Origin of the sequence: Citrobacter sp. HN-141, assembly GCF_033341895.1 — a bacterium.
In the GTDB taxonomy this organism is placed as follows: Bacteria; Pseudomonadota; Gammaproteobacteria; order Enterobacterales; family Enterobacteriaceae; genus Citrobacter.
In genome coordinates, this window is the sequence record NZ_JAWPBF010000005.1 from 186,466 (window position 1) to 204,633 (window position 18,168).

The window sequence follows — 18,168 nt, forward strand, 5'->3', positions numbered from 1 at the left end:
TCAATGTTGAAAAATCTCTGGCTATTAAACCAAGAAACCCCGGACGAAGTAACCTGCACGTGCAAAAAGTCGTACTAGTCTCAGTTTTTGTTAAAAAATTGTGTAGGATATGGTGACTCGCTTTTAATACCCTGAGTAATTCAGGTTGCAGAAAGCCATACCTTCTACAACCCGATCTGCGGCAGGGAAGCAGGGCAATGGAACATCTGCCCAGAGAATAACCAGACCGAGCAGTAAGTGAGAGCACAATGTCAAACAAACCCTTTCATTATCAGCATCCTTTTCCCCTCAAAAAGGATGATACCGAATACTATCTGCTGACCAGCGACCATGTTTCCGTTGCCGAATTTGAAGGGCAGGAGATTGTCAAAGTTGCGCCAGAGGCCTTAACTTTACTGGCGCGCCAGGCGTTCCATGACGCATCATTTATGCTGCGTCCTGCACATCAGCAGCAGGTTGCAGACATCCTGCGTGATCCGGATGCCAGCGAAAACGATAAATATGTCGCCCTGCAATTCCTGCGTAACTCTGATATCGCGGCAAAAGGCATTCTGCCAACATGTCAGGACACCGGCACGGCGATTATCGTGGGTAAAAAAGGACAGCATGTCTGGACCGGCGGCGGTGACGAAGCGGCGCTGGCACGTGGGGTTTATAACACCTACATCGAAGATAACCTGCGCTATTCACAAAACGCCGCGCTGGATATGTACAAAGAGGTGAACACCGGTACCAATCTGCCAGCCCAGATTGATTTGTATACCGTCGACGGCGATGAATACAAATTCCTGTGTATTGCCAAAGGCGGCGGTTCGGCGAACAAAACCTATCTGTACCAGGAAACCAAAGCGCTGCTCACACCAGGCAAATTAAAAAATTACCTGGTGGAGAAGATGCGTACACTGGGAACAGCCGCATGCCCGCCGTACCACATCGCGTTTGTGATTGGCGGAACGTCCGCAGAAGCCACGCTGAAAACGGTGAAACTCGCTTCGGCGAAATACTACGATGAGCTGCCGACCGAAGGTAACGAGCACGGCCAGGCATTCCGTGATGTTCAACTGGAAAAAGAGCTGCTGATTGAAGCGCAGAACCTTGGTTTAGGCGCCCAGTTTGGCGGGAAATATTTCGCACACGATATCCGTGTGATCCGCTTACCGCGTCACGGCGCGTCGTGCCCGGTTGGCATGGGCGTTTCTTGCTCAGCGGATAGAAACATCAAAGCTAAGATCAACCGTGAAGGGATCTGGATTGAGAAGCTCGAACACAATCCTGGCAAATATATCCCGGAAGAACTGCGTCAGGCAGGCGAAGGCGAAGCGGTGCGTGTCGACCTGAACCGCCCGATGAAAGATATTCTGGCGCAGTTGTCGCAATATCCGGTTTCTACCCGCTTGTCGCTGAATGGTACGATCATCGTTGGACGTGACATAGCGCATGCGAAACTGAAAGAACGGCTGGATAACGGCGAAAGTTTGCCGCAGTATGTTAAAGATCACCCAATCTATTACGCCGGACCGGCAAAAACGCCGGAAGGTTATGCATCTGGCTCGCTTGGCCCAACCACCGCCAGTCGCATGGATTCCTATGTTGATCAGCTTCAGGCCGCGGGCGGGAGTATGATTATGCTGGCAAAAGGAAACCGCAGCCAGCAGGTTACTGACGCTTGTCATAAGCATGGTGGTTTCTACTTAGGCAGCATTGGTGGGCCAGCGGCTGTGCTGGCCCAGGGCAGCATCAAGAGCCTGGAGTGCGTGGAATATCCCGAACTGGGGATGGAAGCCATCTGGAAAATTGAAGTGGAAGAGTTCCCGGCGTTTATCCTGGTGGATGACAAAGGCAACGATTTCTTCCAGCAAATTCAGACGTCGCAGTGCGCACGCTGCGTTAAGTAACGTCAGCCGCCCTACGGGGCGGTTTTTTTTTACCGCACGAACCACCAAACGACAGTTTTTTCCTCGTTAATACTCATAAGACCAATGCAAGTGGGCAATGTCGAAACATAACCTAATCAATTGTTAATATAAGGAGCAGGTAATGGTAACGGTACGCCGCGAGAATGATTCAATGGGTGCGATCGATGTTCCGGCCGATAAACTCTGGGGCGCGCAAACTCAACGATCGCTGGAGCATTTTCGCATTTCAACAGAGAAAATGCCGGTCTCGCTGATCCACGCGCTGGCGCTGACTAAGCGGGCCGCTGCGAAGGTTAACCAGGATTTGGGGTTGCTGGCTGCGGAGAAAGCCTCCGCCATCATGCAGGCTGCAGACGAGGTGCTGGCAGACAAACATCGTGATGAGTTTCCGCTGGCTATCTGGCAGACCGGCTCCGGCACGCAAAGCAATATGAATATGAATGAGGTGCTGGCAAACCGGGCCAGCGAATTGTTGGGCGGCGTGCGGGGGATGGAGCGAAAAATACATCCGAACGATGACGTCAATAAAAGCCAAAGTTCAAATGATGTTTTTCCCACGGCAATGCATGTCGCCGCGCTGTTGGCTCTGCGTGAACATCTGATCCCACAGCTGAAGGTGCTGACCACCACATTACGTGAAAAATCGCATGCCTTCGCCGACATTGTCAAAATCGGCAGAACCCATTTACAGGATGCGACGCCACTGACGCTGGGCCAGGAAATCTCCGGCTGGGTGGCAATGCTGGAACATAACCTGAAGCATATCGAACATAGTCTGCCGCACGTTGCTGAACTGGCGTTGGGCGGTACGGCAGTAGGGACCGGGCTGAACACCCACCCGGAATATGCCGAGCGGGTTGCGGATGAACTGGCGGCGTTGACCTCTGCACCTTTTGTCACCGCGCCGAATAAATTCGAAGCGCTAGCCACCTGTGATGCACTGGTACATGCCCACGGTGCGCTCAAAGGCCTGGCCGCATCGTTGATGAAAATCGCCAATGATGTACGCTGGCTGGCATCCGGTCCGCGCTGCGGCATTGGCGAAATTTCTATTCCTGAAAATGAACCGGGCAGTTCCATCATGCCGGGCAAGGTCAACCCGACACAATGTGAAGCCCTGACTATGCTGTGCTGTCAGGTCATGGGTAACGATGTTGCCGTTAATATCGGCGGGGCGTCAGGGAATTTTGAACTGAACGTCTACCGCCCGATGGTTATCCATAACTTCCTGCAATCGGTTCGCCTGTTAGCTGATGGTATGGAAAGCTTCAACGAGCACTGTGCGACAGGGATCGAGCCAAATCGTGAACGCATTGATCAGTTGCTCAACGAGTCACTGATGCTGGTAACCGCGCTAAACACCCATATTGGCTACGATAAAGCGGCTGAGATTGCTAAAAAGGCGCATAAAGAAGGACTGACCTTAAAAGCGTCAGCCCTGGCGCTGGGATATTTAACCGAGGCCGAATTCGACAGTTGGGTCCGCCCGGAACTGATGGTCGGTAGCATGCGACCGGGTCGTTAATCCGCTACATACAGGTGCAACCGTGGGATAATCAGTCTTAACGGTTGCGCTTGAGGTTTAAAACGATGCTGAACATTGTCAGCATCGTAGTTCAGTAATCCTCCGATATCCGGCACCGTCATGCCATTTTCGTTATTTATTAGCGCAATTAATGGCGTCGGGCAGGCATATTGCACCTGTTTTTGCTGCCCTTTGTACCAGACACGGGCGATGGGCTGTACTTTGACCGGGCGTTTGATTTTTAATTTTGCCTGTTGTGGCAGGGCAGCGATGTCCTGGTATTCGCGCTCAAGCCTGGCCTGCCACTCTTCGCGTGTCCACGGATGCACGCTGCGCGGTGATGTCAGGCTCTTTTCCAGTTGTTGCAGCACCTCATCACGCGTCAGGTTCTTAATAATGTGCTTGTTGGCCCAGCCAAATCGCAGGGTAGCCGGTTCTCTGACAACCGTTAGCGTCCGATACGCGTTCAACGTAATCAGCCCCGGTAGGTGGCGGTGCACCCATTCAAAACGCGCGGCTGATGGCAGACCAGACTCGACGGTGACAATGCGCTCAAAGGTGGTTTTAAGCTGATTAATACGTTGTATTTGCTCTTCCAGCACGACTTGAGTGGCGGTATCCACCTGATAGCAGAGTACCCCCGGCAGGCGGACAGCCGCTTTGCTACTGCGATTCTCGGACTGCTGTTGAATAAACAGGTGGCGATAGTGGCGTAGTGCCAGGCTTTCCGCCTCTTTACCCAGGTGCTGTTTAACGTCGATGGTTTCCAGTGGCGCGTGTTCTGCCTCTTTCACCACTTCCGGCAAAGAGAACACGCGAGCAATCAGCAGCGTCTGCTGTTGCAATTGTCCGGTGAGGTGTGCCAGTTCTTGTTCCATCTGGCGAAAGGTTCCGTTTAAGCGTTCAACGAGATCGTAGCGAGCCATAGGTTTACCATTTTAGTTACAACATACTTTTTTATAACACAAGACGCTCAGCCTGACTACCGAGCACGGTAGGTCAGGCAGCTGAAAATTCAGGTATGTTATGCCAGACAGGCCAACTGAAGGAGAAGCGGGCGCCACCCAGTTCACTTTCATCACAGACCACCGTACCGCCCATAGCCAGGGCGATGGAGTGGACGATGGCGAGGCCGAGTCCGCAGCCACCTGTCGCCCGGTCACGGCTGGGGTCCAGACGTACAAACGGTTCAAAAATTTGCTCGCGCGCAGCTGGTGCGATGCCAGGTCCATCATCTTCGACGATCAGCGTTGCCTGACTGCCATTGAGTTGCAGGCTGGCTTGAACCGTGGACTGGCAGTAACGCAGAGCGTTGTTTAACAAATTATCCAGCACACGCTCCATCAAACGCATATCCAGTGCGCCGTAGTCTCCGATCTGAAGATGGCGCAGGCGTACCGCACGATCAGGATTGACGCTTTGTACATCTTCCAGATGGGTTGTTAGCCACACGGGCAGGTCCGGAACACTGAGTTTTAGCTCATTTTGCGGCCGATCCAGACGCGCATAGGTGAGCAATTCTTCAATTAACGCTTCCAGTTGACCAATATCGCGGTTTAGCGCCTGCGATTCCTGCTCGGTAAGGTTATCGCTCATCTCCAGGCGGTAACGCAATCGCACCAGCGGCGTGCGAAGCTCATGGGCAATGCCGTCAATCAGCTGTTTTTTACTAGCAATCAGGGCATTGATATTGTCTGCCATTTGGTTAAACGCCACGCCCAGACGCTCAAAGCTTGAGCCGCTGTCAAAGTGCAACCGCTCATTAAGATGCCCTTCACCAAAACGCTGCGCAGCGGCCTCCAGTCTGAGCATCTCTTGCCAGTGTGGGCGCATCCAGATCAGCACAGGGAAGGCCAATGAAATAGCAATGAAGGCCATCAGCGCGACGTCCAGCAAGCGCATCTGGTGCAGGAAATAGAGATAAGGTACCGGGCCGACGGCAAGAACATAGTGGCTGCGCGGGATTCGTTGAATAAAGGTGTACTGATCGTCGAGTGCAACGATATCGCCTTCCCGTAAGCGTTGCATAGTGGGAGCATCCAGATGGTATTTATTCAACGGTTCTACGCGAAGATCAAAAGACAGATTTAAATCCATCTCTTTCAGGGTTTTCCCCCAGTCACGCGGTGGGATTTCGCGTAATTCGCTGCGCATCAGATACAGCGAGCTTTTCATCAAATCGTCGAGCGACTGTCTGCCCGCACGTTCAGCGGTGAATTTGTACACCAGGCCAACCAGCAGGGTCATCACCAGAAAACAGACAAACAACAAGAGATAAAACTGCACAAACAGCTTTTTCATGAAATCACCGAACACTCAATAGGTTAGCTAATGTGCAGTTGCCTCCGAAGCAGGTGGACGGTATCACTGCATCCACTGACGCACGGGGGAATATCAATCCGACCACCATCAACGCACTTATCCTGGCAGATTACACGGTATTGTCGGTATAGGCATCTACCGTATCTCTCCAGGTCTGCTTGTTAGATCGGCAGTGATATCTATTGCAGGATCGTCAACTTTGTACGCCTGTTTGCTTAGCCCGTAGTCCTGTGTATTGGGTACACCATCAAACAAGTTATATGAGCTAATTGAATTGCCTTCAATGCCCATCCAGTCAGCTAGGCCATTAACGAACATCAGGCCAGATTTTTGGGATGTCACTGTTGTCCGCTTGATATCATCAGATGATATTTTTATCAGTGGGATGTCATGATGATATCTGCTGGCATAATTATTGTTAAGTTTAATTTCGCCATTTATTTCACGATGAACTAAACCGTGATCAGAAAAATAAATTATGCTGAAAGAACGCTTCCCATTGTTAGTTTTCAATATATTATAAACATTTTTTAGAAAATCATCTGTTTGCCTGATGCTAGAAATATAACAAGCTATATAATTATTTATTTTTGAGCGGGATTTGTACTGAATATCCATGTCTTTTATTCTGTCACAAACGTCTGGATGTGAACCCATAGTATGTAAAACTATGAATCTTTTCCTATTTGTATCCTTTGATAAAATGTCCTTTAATTTTCTTAACAGCACTGAGTCCTGAAGGTTAGACTCATTGTATCCCTGGAATTTAGTAAAGTAGGAGTACCCGGCATTCTTTGCAATGGAGGATACGGGAGAGTCCCACTCTCCGAACTGCCCCTGATTTGATAGCCAGTAAGACTCAATGCCAGCCTTGTTAACCATTCCCATGATATTCATGTTGTAGTGTGGTTGCCAGGTGTCAGGGTCACCTTGTGTTAGCATCATACGTAAGGAACCTATGGTGTAGGTTCCTCCGGATGTCAGGCCATTTACGATGACGCCATTCACACTATCCAGAAATGGTGTATTATCTATAGGATAACCATATATGTGAAAATAGTCCCTCCGGGCACTTTCTCCGATAACAAGGATATAATCATCATATTTTGTTTTACCTGTCTGATGGAGTTCCCGTCAGTCATTATTGTTTACATATTTTGATAATTCCGCCTGATCAGATTTAAAGTCATTAATGGAACCTCCCGTTTCCTTGATAAAAACAAGGGCGCCAGATGAGATGGTTAGAAATATCGCTACAAGCATGACATAAGTTCTGTTTTTAATGGGCCTTATTCTTAATTTACATGACAGAAGGTATAGGCCATAAAAAAGAAAAGGAATCAAAACTGCATAAGTATAGGACTTGTATGGTATTAGAGTTAGAAACTCAAGGCTTTCCTGAGTATCAGTTGCAAATAATGAAGCCACGTATTGATATGATGGGAAACCATATGTAAAGCCAATAGGAGCGTATAGCGCAACTATAATCGATACTGGAAATACAATTATATAATATGATTTTTTTGATCCCAACGTAAAACTTGTTAGCAGTAATAATATTATTACGTTGAACAATTCTGGATGTGAATCACCCGTGGCCCTTAAGGTAAATTTTGACAATATAAAAAGTGGAATAAGTAGACATACGCTTGATATATGTTTTTTGTATTTTTTTTAGCATGATCTATGATGGTTTTGAAACAGGTTCTTAGGGTGTTGGTGATTTTATCCAGATAATGATAAACAATCACCCCCCAATATTTAGATGTATTCCTCGCGATAGGTGGTTTTCTGCATACATCAGCTTGTCATTGCCGCTCTAAAAATGAACCAAATTGTAATCATAAAGGACAATACTCAACGCAGATTACCGGTGGAGATTCATCCCTTGACGATAACAAATGGTAAATGGTGCATTGAGTTACGACATAGCACTTAAGCGAGCATTATTCTCACACAACTTAATCATGTGTTAACGCAAAAACACTTTGCCTTGCAGATAGGTCGTTGCCTGTCCGCCTATATACACACGGTCGCCCACGAGCTGGCAGCGTAATTCTCCGCCGCGTGCGAATCCCTGGTGTGCCAGCATCTGCATTTTGTTTAGCTGCCTGGCCCAGTAAGGGATGAGCATCGTGTGCGCTGAGCCGGTGACCGGGTCTTCAGCCACCGCCTCTCCAGGGCAGAAGAAACGGCTGACAAAATCGTATTCGCCTTCACCTGGCGCGGTTATGCAAACCATTTTCCCAAGAGGGATCATGGCATTAATGTCCGGTTTAACCGCTTCAACTTGCTGCTGATTCTCCAACACGACCATATAATCACGCGCCATGCGTACTTCTTTGTATTCCGTGATACCTAACGTTTGCAGTAGTAATGCCGGCGGGATAATAGATTCAGTTTCCCATGCAGGAAAATCAAGTGTCAGCCATGTGCCGTTACGGCTCACCGTCAGTGCGCCGACAAATCGGGTTTCAAAATGAATGATGGTGTTCGAGTAATTAAGGTGTTCAAAGATGACATGTGCCGCAGCAAGTGTGGCATGGCCACAAAGGTTGATTTCGCCCTGAGTCGTAAACCAGCGCAATTCAAAACCTTTCTGTGTCGGGACGAAAAAAGCAGTTTCCGACTGGTTATGCTGCTTTGACATTTTTAATAGTGTTTCATCAGGTAACCATTCTGTGAGCGGGCATACTGCGGCAGCGTTTCCGCCAAACGTGGTAGTGGTAAAAGCATCTATCATAAAAAAATCAATTTGCTGCATAGCGTAAACCTCTCATCAGTTCTGGCGGAAATCGCACTCTAGCACACCATGTTAATCCGGTATTTAGAATTCTTTATCTACCTGAATTATTTTCTATTTCGCTACCCGCTATGATTTTTATTTAATGTAAAATTTCATTTGAAATACTACTTCTTGATAATTCTGAATGCTGGAAAATTGCCCTAATATACTTTTGCGATGTGATTATAAATTCAGTTGATTATTCTGATTTGTTACTTATTGATGATAGGAATGGTAATGGGATTGTTAAATTTCAACAGTGGTTTGTTCATTGTGGTATTGGCATTGTCTGCATCTGTTCTGGCAGGTGAAAATGTGATTACCGGCGGTTATGTTCATACCAAAACAGCAGGAAAAAGCCTTAGTGGTTTTAATGCGAAGTATGGATACACGCCCGATGAAAGTGATTTGGGTGTCATCTCCTCGCTCACTATTTCCGCTGACAATGAAAACGATATTGACCGTGGATATGGTTCTGCTCTGGTGGGGGCAAGTTATCGCATAAACGATGTCCTCAAACCTTACGTATTGGCGGGTATCGCAAGGGGAGCAATAAAGGCTGATGGTGATACAGATACATCTACTGGCTTTGCATATGGAGCGGGTATTCAGTTAACCCCCATTGCAGGTTTCACTATCGATGCGGGCTATGAAGGTTCTAAGATCTTTGGTTCACAAGCTAATAGTGTGGTTCTGGGCGCGGGCTGGAAATTCTAAGGTATCTATTTTGAAAAAGTTAATGATGACGGTTTTATTCACCTCCGCTATATCCTTGTTATCCGGCTGCGTGACTGAACAACAACGAGTAGACAGATGCGTAGCAACAGGCGTAAGTCGTGATACTTGCTACCATGAGGAAAAAGAATACTGGCGTTCGGTGAATGCTAACTACGCGACCGAGCGTGCAGCGGAAACCCAGGCTGATGCTTTCAGAGAAGGCATGGGAAACAATAAACATAAAAAGAAAAGGTAGGGAAGTTAGGAAAGCAATTGGGTTATGAAAACGATGATTAATTATAATGCCAACGGTTCACGGCAGGTGGGGTGACGTTGGCATTATTTGTGGGCGCGGCTTTGTCGACTGAGAGATAACGACAAAGCCTGCGCCTTATTGGGCAACCCCCATTTTTATAGCCAAATGATTTAATCCTGTTTGCGGGTATTTGCCGCGAGGAAATGCGGTATATCCGCCAGTTTAATGTTCTCCGGGACAAAACCGTGTTTCGGGCAGGCAACACGCTGAGAACGATAAATACCGGTATAACCAGATATCAGCCAGGCAACCGCGCAGGCCAGTGCGGCATAAATTCCCGTTTCTGACCCAAATAACTCAATGGCCATCAGTGTAGAAGCGACAGGCGTATTTGCGGCCCCGGCAAAGACAGCGACAAACCCCATACCCGCAAGGAAACTGACGGGTAAATGCAGTAGTGGCGCAAGAGCATTACCCAGTGTGGCCCCAATATAGAAAAGCGGGGTGACTTCCCCTCCTTTAAAACCTGTGCCCAGTGAGACCGCGGTAAATATCAGTTTGCCCAGAAAATCCCAGGGGGCCAGCGGTTGCTGGAAAGCATCCACGATCGCTGGAATGCCGAGGCCGATATAGCGATCTGCCGCTAAAAAGTACACCGCGACGGCCACGACAAGTCCCCCAATGAATGGCCTAAGCGGTGCGTAGCGAAAGGTTCGCTTCATTATGCTACCCATGGTATGCGTGAGGTTAGCGAAGACCCGCGCGGTAAAACCAAAGCAGCAACCGGCGATAATAACGGCAATCAGTGTCCATGCGGAGAAATCAGGGACCTGGGAGATGACGTAATGTGTATGCTTCACACCCCACAACAAACCAGTCTGATCGGCGACGATAGCCGCAAAAATACAGGGAATAAGCGCATTGTAATTCATGCGGCCAACCGCCAGAACCTCAAGACCAAAGATTGCACCGGCCAGCGGGGTGCCAAATACGGATGAAAACCCCGCACTGATGCCCGCCATCAGAACAAGACGCCGGGAGTCAGGTGTCAGTCTAAACAGACGCGTAAACTGATCGGCGATGGATGCTCCCATTTGTACTGCCGTTCCTTCACGCCCGACTGAGGCACCAAACAGATGAGAAATCACGGTGCTGATAAAGACCAGCGGCGCCATGCGAAGGCGGATGATGCTGTGAGGATGGTGGATTTCATCAAGAACGAGGTTATTGCCACCCTCAACGGCGCTTCCGTACAACAGATAAATCCATCCTACAATGAAACCGGCGACAGGAAGTAGCCAGATAAGCCAATGGTGGTTGACTCGGGTCGTGGTGGCCCAATCAAGAGAAAACAGGAATAATGCAGAAGCTGTGCCGGTTAGTATGGCGATGAGCAAAGCCAGGGCAAGCCATTGCCCGAGAGCAGTTATTGAATTATTGAGCAGAAAGTGATTTGAGCGCATTGACGCATCCTCAGATGAATTTTCATCCCGGACACACAGCGCAGCATGGCTAAAAATACGTACACCTGCCTCTTCCCGGTCCGGGAATATAAAGCAGGCATCATTAGCCACATGGCGGTTCAAGGGGGAATGCCATCCCCTGTGTGCGCTATATTAATACAAGAATCGATTCAGCAAAAGAGCGTAGACGCCTGGCTAACATGAGGGAACACAGTGGAAAAATGCATGTTTCAAACCTGGCTTCGCCAATGGGCGCTCATTCCTGACGGCAATCCGGTTATGACGCGAACATCAGCGCTATTACCCGTTACCACAATCAAGGAGGGGCGGAAAGCCATGCTTAAGCTCACCGATGATGAAAATGAGCGTACTGGCGGCGAGCTTATGGTGTGGTGGAATGGCAGCGGTGCCGCGCAAGTGATAGCTCATGATCATGGCGCGACCCTGCTAGTCCGCGCAACAGGAGCGGATTCGTTATCCGCGATGTCCCGAACGGGGGAGGATGCGCGGGCATGCCGTATTCTTTGCAATACCGCCCGACAACTCCATCGACCAGCCAATGCGTCGACACCGGTATTAACGCCGCTGCGGCACTGGTTTCGCCATCTTGCTCCTGCGGCGAAAATCTATGGTGGAGTCATGACGCGCTGTGCAGAGATTGCAAACGAGTTGTTCTCTTCACCTCAGGATGAGGTCGTATTGCATGGTGACTTACACCACGGCAATGTCCTCGATTTTGGCCCGGCAGGCTGGCTGGCAATTGATCCCAAGGGGCTATTGGGTGAGCGAGGGTTTGATTACGCCAATATATTCACGAATCCTGACCTTGCCGATCCCGGCGTTGCTATCGCGACAGACCCAAATATTTTTAAGCAACGCGTGCAACTTGTCGCTGAGATAACCGGGATTGAACGACAGCGACTGCTGATGTGGATAGCCGCATGGTGTGGTTTATCTTCTGCATGGTTTCTGGAGGATGGGGAAAATGCGGCGATAACCTTGCGTGTCGCGGAGCTAGCGATTGCTGAACTGGACGAAGAGAGCAGGCAACTTTGATCTAAGACACTGGGCTGGTAATTCTTAAACGTTATCATTAGGCTGATAAACGTTTTATTAATCTATCAGTGAACGGCGGTGATGTTGTGTTGTTTATTACAAAACGAGTGGGCCGGAAATAATGACTTCGTTGTTTTCATTAATAAAAAAACGGCCAAACCTCATATTGCTGGTGGTTTTTCTCATCGGAGCAAACATAGTCGCCTGGCTCTGGGCATTCACCGCGTTTAGGCATAATACGTCACTTCTGGCACTGAGCCTGATCGCGTGGTGTTATGGTTTGCGTCATGCAGTCGATGCCGATCATATTGCGGCCATAGATAGTGCGACGCGAAAGCTCATGCAGCAAAACAAACGCGCATTGACGACGGGCGCATGGTTTTCTCTGGGACACTCCACCATCGTCGTGCTGGCAAGTATGGGTATTGCTCTGACCACCAGCGTGTTTAAGCAGCATATGGTATGGTTTCAGAATATTGGCGGCATTATCGGCACCACCGTTTCTGCCGCATTTCTGCTGATTTTGGCTACCATCAACCTCATCATTTTCTGCCAGGTCTGGAAAGCGTTCCGTCATCTGAAACGCACCGGTATTTATGATCTCTCCACCGAAGATGTCACGGTTTCAGGTCCGCTGAGTTGGCTATTCCGCTCAGCCTTCAGGTTGGTTGGGAAAGACTGGCACATGTATTTTGTTGGTTTCTTATTTGGCCTGGGCTTTGACACCGCGACTGAAATCTCGTTGTTGGGCATATCGGCTTCAAGCGCCTCCAACGGGATGTCTGTCTGGTCCATTTTAGTCTTCCCGGCGCTGTTTACCTGCGGTATGGCGCTGATTGATTGTCTCGACAGTATTCTGATGGTTGAGGCTTACGGTTGGGCATTCAATAAGCCACAACGTAAGCTGTATTACAATATGACCATTACCGGAACCTCAGTGATTGTGGCGCTGTTTATCGGCGGACTGGAGGGATTGAGCCTGCTGTCTGATGCGTTTTCGCTACAGGGCGGGCTGTGGGACACGGTCAGTAACTTAAGTGACCACATGGGCAACGTCGGGTTTGCCATTATTGGTGTCTTTATTGCCTGTTGGATTATTTCCGCATTGAACTACCGCTGGAAAAAATATGACGGTCTGACGTTCAGTTGAGGTAGAAAAATCGATATGCAACTCAACGTGACACTGTCACGTTGATGGCGTCCACACGATTGGTTATGTGGTTCATTCGGTGGGCTATTTCTGAGACTCGTCGTCCCAGGCATGCGGAGCGAACAGATAACCTTTGTTGCGTACCGTTTTGATTCGATAGGGTTCAGTCGCGTTATCGAGCAGTTTTTTGCGTAGTCGGGAGATTGCGACATCGACACTGCGGTCCATACCGTCGTAACTTACGCCGCGCAGGTTTTTCAGCAAGGCATCGCGATCCATAATCTGCCCGGCATGGGTTGCCAGTTCCCAAAGTAACTCAAAATCCGCCGTAGAGAGGGCGACCTGTTCACCGCCGAGCAGCACAGACCGATTGGTTGGGTCAATGGTCAGTGCGCCAAAACGCAGTGTGGTGTGCGGGGTGATGGTGGCAGCCTGAATCCCTTTAGCCTGGGCTGAATGTTCGTTTTGGCGTAAATGCAGGCGCAGGCGAGCCAGCAGCACCGCCGGTGGTGTGGTTTTCAGGATATAGTCGCAGGCACCCATTTCGAGGGCCAGAATATGGTTCATGTCACTGTCCAGCGAAGTCAGCAGGACAATTGGACCTTGCCAGCGCCCACGTAAATCACGGCAAATAGTCATACCGTCTTTACCTGGAAGCATAATATCTAACAAAACCAGATCGGGTTGCACTTGCAGGATTTTCTCTTCGGCCATATCACCACGAGGTTCAACGATAACCTCAATATCATGCCGGGCCAGATAGGCCGCAATCAGCGAACCTACTTCGGGATCATCTTCAACAAATACGATGGTGTTCATATCATTCATTTTGAATATAAAACGCCAACATACACCGCCATCGTTTTTCCTTCCATTAATCTTTTCTAAACGAGAACGCTTCCGCTATGCTAGAGGCTGATGTTATTGATGTGTTAAGGCAAAACGATGGGGCTCGTAGTAAAAGCGGCGCTGGGTGCGCTGGTAGTGGTGCTGATTGGTTTACTGGCTAAAACAAAGAATTACTATATTGCGGGGTTAATTCCACTGTTCCCAACCTTTGCGCTGATAGCTCACTATATTGTGGCCAGTGAGCGGGGAATAGAGGCATTACGTACAACCATCGTATTCAGCATGTGGTCGATTATTCCCTATTTTGTCTACCTCATTTCACTGTGGTATTTCACCGGTTTTATGCGTTTACCCGTCGCGCTCATTGGCTCGGTAGTTTGCTGGAGCCTGAGCGCGTGGTTGCAGATCTTTTGTTGGATAAAACTGCACTAGCGCAGGTGACGACCACCATCAACGGCAAAACTGCGGCCGGTAACAAAGCAGCTGGTAAACAGGTAGTCTATTAAATCAATGACTTCTTTTTCACCGGGCGCTGTTTTCATCAACGATTTATTCAGTGCCTGCTGACGATATTCTGCATCGTCACCCTCGTTAAACAGGATTAGCGAGGGGGCGATTGCGTTAACTTTCACTTCCGGGGCCAGTTTGCGGGCGAATGAGCGGGTCATATTATCCAGAGCCGCTTTACTGGCAGCATACGCAATATGCTTGTCGCTGCCGCGTTCGACGACGTAATCAGTAAAATGGATAATATCGCTGGCCGCATGCCCATGTCCGCGCAGCAGGCCTTCCAGCGCGTGATTAAGCAGGTAAGGGGTATTCACGTGGATCTGCATCATGCTGGTCAGCACCTCAGAAAGCGGCAGCCCCGGTTTTTCGGCAACCCAGGCGCTGGCATTATGCACAATAGCGCGTAAACCTTCGGTACGGGCTTTCACTTCATTGGCAAAAGCGAGGACACCTTCGTCGGTCGCGAAGTCAGCCTGAATACACTGTGCACCCGCCTCTTGCAGGCCATCAATCGCCGGGTAGTGTGTCCGGTAGCTGACGATCACCGGCTGCTTTTGATTCAGAAAATGCCACGCGATGGCGAGACCGATGCGACGGCCCCCTCCGGTGATAAGTATTGGCAAAGCGGGCTTTTTACCCATCGAGTTCTCCATGAGTCGCAAACGATGGGTCAACTATTTAACCCATCAGCATCCAGGTCGCTGGAACAGCTGCTACAAGAAGCAGGCCGATCAAAGCCATTTCCTGGCGTTTTAATACGTTGTCATGCGCGTGAGTTTTGCGGGCATAAAGGAAAACCAGCAAACCCGGAGCATACAGCACCACGGACAACAGCAGGTGCATCGGACCTGACGCGTACAGTAACCATAAGCCATAAATGCATGCACCGACACCAACAGCCTGATGAATTGGACGGGTTGCTATTTTCAGCAAAAATGCGCCGACGAGGAAATAGGGCACCAGAATCATCTCTGAGGCAATAGTCAGCAGCGTATTGTAGTCAGAACCTGTGAGCCAGATCAGCACCAGACAGACCTGTACGCAGATGTTAGTCAACCACAGTGATGCCGATGGCGCGCCTTGCGCATTCTGACGGGCAAAAATACGCGGGAATGCTTTGTGCGTGGATGCCAGAAACGGGACTTCCGCCGCCATAATCGTCCAGCTCAAATAGGCGCCGCAGACAGAGACAATCAAACCTGCGGCGATAATGATTTCGCCCCATGGCCCCATCATTTTAACCATCAGACCAGCCATTGATGGGTTGCGGATTTCAGCCAGTTCCGGGCGTGCGACTACGCCAAGAGAAAGCAGGGTTACCAACAGGTAGACGCCAAGCGCGGCAAGTACTGCCAGCAGCGTCGCGCGTCCGACATCGCGTTTGTTCCTCGCCCGTGCGGACACCACGACAGCGCCTTCGACACCGATAAACACCCACAGGGTGATAAGCATGGTGTTTTTAACTTGCTCCCAGACAGGAACACCCAGTTTCACACCGGTAAAGTCGAGGCTGAAGGTGTCGAGCTTAAATAACATAAATGCCAGAACGATAAACAGGCCAAGCGGCAGTAGCTTCGCCAGCGTCGCCACCAGATTAATGCTGGCGGCTGTCTGTACGCCACGTAACACCAGAAAGTGCACGATCCACAGCAGTACCGATGCGCCGACAATAGACTGCCAGGTATTCCCGTCGCCAAACAAACGCAACGCAGGTGTATCGGTAAAGAAGCTAAGTGCGGAAAAGACGATAACCAGATAGGAAACGTTAGCGATAACGGCGCACAGCCAATACCCCCACGCGGAACAGAAACCGATCAGTTCGCCGAAGCCTTCACGCGCGTAGGTAAAAATGCCGCCATCCAGTTCCGGGCGGATACGCGTCAGGATAAGCATGGCAAACGCGAGCAGCAGGATCCCCGCACCCGTAATCGCCCAACCAATCAATAATGCTGCCGGGCTGGCTACCGCAGCCATATTTTGTGGCAGGCTGAAAACACCAGCGCCAAGCATTGAGCTTAGAACCAGCGCTGTCAGTGCGCTCAGACCCAATTTCTTTTCCATTTGTATCCAGTTACAAAAACGAGAGTGAGAGAATAATTATTTTGGCAAATCGCATAAAAATGGTGAAAGCGACTCAAGGCGCGGGATTTTACGGAGAGAAGACAGCGCATGCAATGGGGATAGGCAGATTTGTGACTAAAAATGCTAAAGGCGGCATTAAGCCGCCTTTTATTAATACTATTGTCTGTTACTTATACAGATCGGCGCTGATGGTCATGTTGTTACCACGTTCCGACCACTGGCGGGTGATGTGGTAATACTTAGCACCTTTTTTCGCTGCACGTTTAGCAACCTGGTAAGAGACTTCGGTCATGTTGCCATAGTTACCGGTGAACTTGATGCTGTCGAACGGCACCATCATCGCGGCGGTAGCTTTGTTCAGTTCTTCAACTTTGGTACCGTCAGGCAGGGTGACAGTGTAACGTCCGCCTTTAGTCGACTGAGTTTCGAAGAAACGACCCACTTCGGCACTCGGCGACGCGGTTGTGGCCACGCCAGGAATTTCAACTTTCTTCGCGGCTTCGCCACCGGCTGCTAACGCGGCACGTCCGGCATCAGAATCAGCAGGGATCGCATCAGGGCTTTGAACAACACGTTTTTTCGCATCTTCTTTGTAGATGAATGCGGTAATACGCTGGTTACCACCCTGGTTGGCATCAACCTGGCGTACGATATAGAAAGAGTAAGCCCCTTTTTCTTTCGCCACTTTGGTGATGGCATCATTTACTTCAGGCTGGCTGCGGAAGAAACCCTGAACCGTAACGGTATCGAAAGGTTCAATCAGAACGGCCTGGTCTTTCGGTAATTCCATAACGCCGTTGATGACGCGATTTTTGGTGACTTCTGCTTTTTCAGCGTCGGCTTTATAGATATCGGCGACGACGCGCCAGTTACCGCCACTGCCAAAATCTGAGGTATCAACAACATAAAAGGAGGCTGCACCGTCTTTATCTGCACGACGGGATACGGCGTCTACCGCATCACCGATAGCATTAAAACGACCGGTAACCACAATGCGGTCATAGGGTTTCAGGGCAGCTGCTTGCTCCGGCGTCAATTCTGTCGCTGCATTTACAGAAAAAGCAGTCGCAGAAAGAAGAGCGGACGCCAGGAGAGTGTTCTTAAGCTTCATAAAAATAATCCTTCGCCTTGCGCAAACCAGGTACTGGTATTGTTATTGACTAGAAACGTGGCTGATTATTGCATTTAAATTGTGTCAGTGTCTGCGTGATTTTTCACTCATCGTGCCACCCATGCTAACAACATCGATAACATTTAGTGATATGTCTAAAAATTCGGCGTTTGGCGGCTAAAACTGATAAAGCAGTTGAATTTCATAAGTTAATTTAATGTTAATCAATTGTTCTATAGTGGCGCTTAATCATGTTTTGCCGCTTCGCTTGAGCGAATTATCAGCCTTTGCGGGCTATTTAAAGGGCATTATCCCTGCTTGCGAGTGAATTCATTCCTGTTTTGCAAATTTCATAATAAATACTGTTTTTTGGCGCTAGATCACAGGCGTCATTTTCAGTAGGTTATACAGAGTTTGTTACTGTTT

General features: G+C 49.3%; 16 protein-coding genes and 1 riboswitch. Of the genes, 7 read left to right on the forward strand and 9 right to left on the reverse strand.

All coding sequences use genetic code 11. The features are described from left to right. Positions 1 to 248 precede the first annotated feature (248 nt). Positions 249 to 1,895, forward strand: a complete 1,647-nt coding sequence (gene fumB, locus RYZ59_RS08460) for a class I fumarate hydratase (protein ID WP_318046084.1) — start codon at positions 249 to 251, stop codon at positions 1,893 to 1,895. Between the two features lie 142 nt (positions 1,896 to 2,037). Next, positions 2,038 to 3,441, forward strand: coding sequence for a class II fumarate hydratase (gene fumC / locus RYZ59_RS08465; RefSeq protein WP_318046086.1), 1,404 nt, complete (start codon positions 2,038 to 2,040; stop codon positions 3,439 to 3,441). Here the strand turns inward: fumC and tus are convergent. The 4 genes from tus to RYZ59_RS08485 form a co-directional block, all read right to left on the reverse strand. Then, the gene (tus, locus tag RYZ59_RS08470; RefSeq protein ID WP_137381255.1) at positions 3,438 to 4,367 is read right to left on the reverse strand and encodes a DNA replication terminus site-binding protein; all 930 of its coding nucleotides are present in this window, start codon (positions 4,365 to 4,367) and stop codon (positions 3,438 to 3,440) included. The genes fumC and tus overlap by 4 nt on opposite strands. 73 nt (positions 4,368 to 4,440) lie before the next feature. Further along, positions 4,441 to 5,742: a two-component system sensor histidine kinase RstB gene (gene rstB / locus RYZ59_RS08475; RefSeq protein WP_318046089.1), complete on the reverse strand. Its 1,302-nt coding sequence runs from the start codon at positions 5,740 to 5,742 to the stop codon at positions 4,441 to 4,443. 156 nt (positions 5,743 to 5,898) lie between these two features. After that, positions 5,899 to 6,855 (reverse strand): phosphoethanolamine transferase, encoded by a 957-nt coding sequence (locus tag RYZ59_RS08480; RefSeq protein ID WP_318046189.1) that lies wholly within the window; start codon positions 6,853 to 6,855, stop codon positions 5,899 to 5,901. A gap of 880 nt (positions 6,856 to 7,735) precedes the next feature. Continuing rightward, positions 7,736 to 8,527, reverse strand: a complete 792-nt coding sequence (locus RYZ59_RS08485; RefSeq protein WP_318046091.1) for a PhzF family phenazine biosynthesis protein — start codon at positions 8,525 to 8,527, stop codon at positions 7,736 to 7,738. A gap of 258 nt (positions 8,528 to 8,785) precedes the next feature. Between RYZ59_RS08485 and RYZ59_RS08490 the strand changes: the two genes are divergently transcribed. Both RYZ59_RS08490 and RYZ59_RS08495 read left to right on the forward strand, forming a co-directional pair. Next, entirely contained in the window at positions 8,786 to 9,265 is a 480-nt protein-coding gene (locus RYZ59_RS08490) for an outer membrane beta-barrel protein (protein WP_318046093.1), read from the forward strand. A 10-nt stretch (positions 9,266 to 9,275) separates the two neighbouring features. Beyond that, a complete protein-coding gene (locus RYZ59_RS08495) occupies positions 9,276 to 9,521 on the forward strand; it encodes a hypothetical protein (protein ID WP_271440554.1) in 246 nt (81 codons plus the stop codon). 170 nt (positions 9,522 to 9,691) lie between these two features. On the opposite strand, the gene RYZ59_RS08500 is transcribed toward RYZ59_RS08495, so the two are convergent. Further along, a complete protein-coding gene (locus RYZ59_RS08500; protein ID WP_318046096.1) occupies positions 9,692 to 10,984 on the reverse strand; it encodes a voltage-gated chloride channel family protein in 1,293 nt (430 codons plus the stop codon). An 87-nt stretch (positions 10,985 to 11,071) separates the two neighbouring features. Then, positions 11,072 to 11,133: riboswitch (Fluoride riboswitch) on the reverse strand. A 76-nt stretch (positions 11,134 to 11,209) separates the two neighbouring features. On the opposite strand from RYZ59_RS08500, the gene RYZ59_RS08505 reads away from it, so the two are divergent. Then, positions 11,210 to 12,040 (forward strand): aminoglycoside phosphotransferase family protein, encoded by an 831-nt coding sequence (locus tag RYZ59_RS08505; protein ID WP_411961645.1) that lies wholly within the window; start codon positions 11,210 to 11,212, stop codon positions 12,038 to 12,040. Between the two features lie 121 nt (positions 12,041 to 12,161). Continuing rightward, entirely contained in the window at positions 12,162 to 13,190 is a 1,029-nt protein-coding gene (locus RYZ59_RS08510) for a HoxN/HupN/NixA family nickel/cobalt transporter (protein WP_318046099.1), read from the forward strand. Positions 13,191 to 13,274: 84 nt separating this feature from the next. Here the strand turns inward: RYZ59_RS08510 and rstA are convergent, their stop codons facing one another. Beyond that, positions 13,275 to 14,009 (reverse strand): two-component system response regulator RstA, encoded by a 735-nt coding sequence (rstA, locus tag RYZ59_RS08515; protein ID WP_318046101.1) that lies wholly within the window; start codon positions 14,007 to 14,009, stop codon positions 13,275 to 13,277. A 126-nt stretch (positions 14,010 to 14,135) separates the two neighbouring features. Here rstA and RYZ59_RS08520 point away from each other — a divergent pair, with 126 nt between their 5' ends. After that, entirely contained in the window at positions 14,136 to 14,471 is a 336-nt protein-coding gene (locus RYZ59_RS08520; protein ID WP_318046103.1) for a GlpM family protein, read from the forward strand. Here RYZ59_RS08520 and folM read toward each other — a convergent pair. From folM to ydgH, 3 genes are all read right to left on the reverse strand, one after another. After that, positions 14,468 to 15,190 (reverse strand): dihydromonapterin reductase, encoded by a 723-nt coding sequence (gene folM / locus RYZ59_RS08525; RefSeq protein WP_318046104.1) that lies wholly within the window; start codon positions 15,188 to 15,190, stop codon positions 14,468 to 14,470. The genes RYZ59_RS08520 and folM overlap by 4 nt on opposite strands. A 37-nt stretch (positions 15,191 to 15,227) precedes the next feature. Further along, a complete protein-coding gene (locus RYZ59_RS08530) occupies positions 15,228 to 16,610 on the reverse strand; it encodes an amino acid permease (RefSeq protein ID WP_155021031.1) in 1,383 nt (460 codons plus the stop codon). Positions 16,611 to 16,797: 187 nt separating this feature from the next. Beyond that, positions 16,798 to 17,742 carry a DUF1471 family protein YdgH gene (ydgH, locus tag RYZ59_RS08535; protein ID WP_202038702.1) on the reverse strand — a complete coding sequence of 315 codons (945 nt, stop codon included), beginning with the start codon at positions 17,740 to 17,742 and terminating at the stop codon, positions 16,798 to 16,800. Positions 17,743 to 18,168 lie beyond the last annotated feature (426 nt).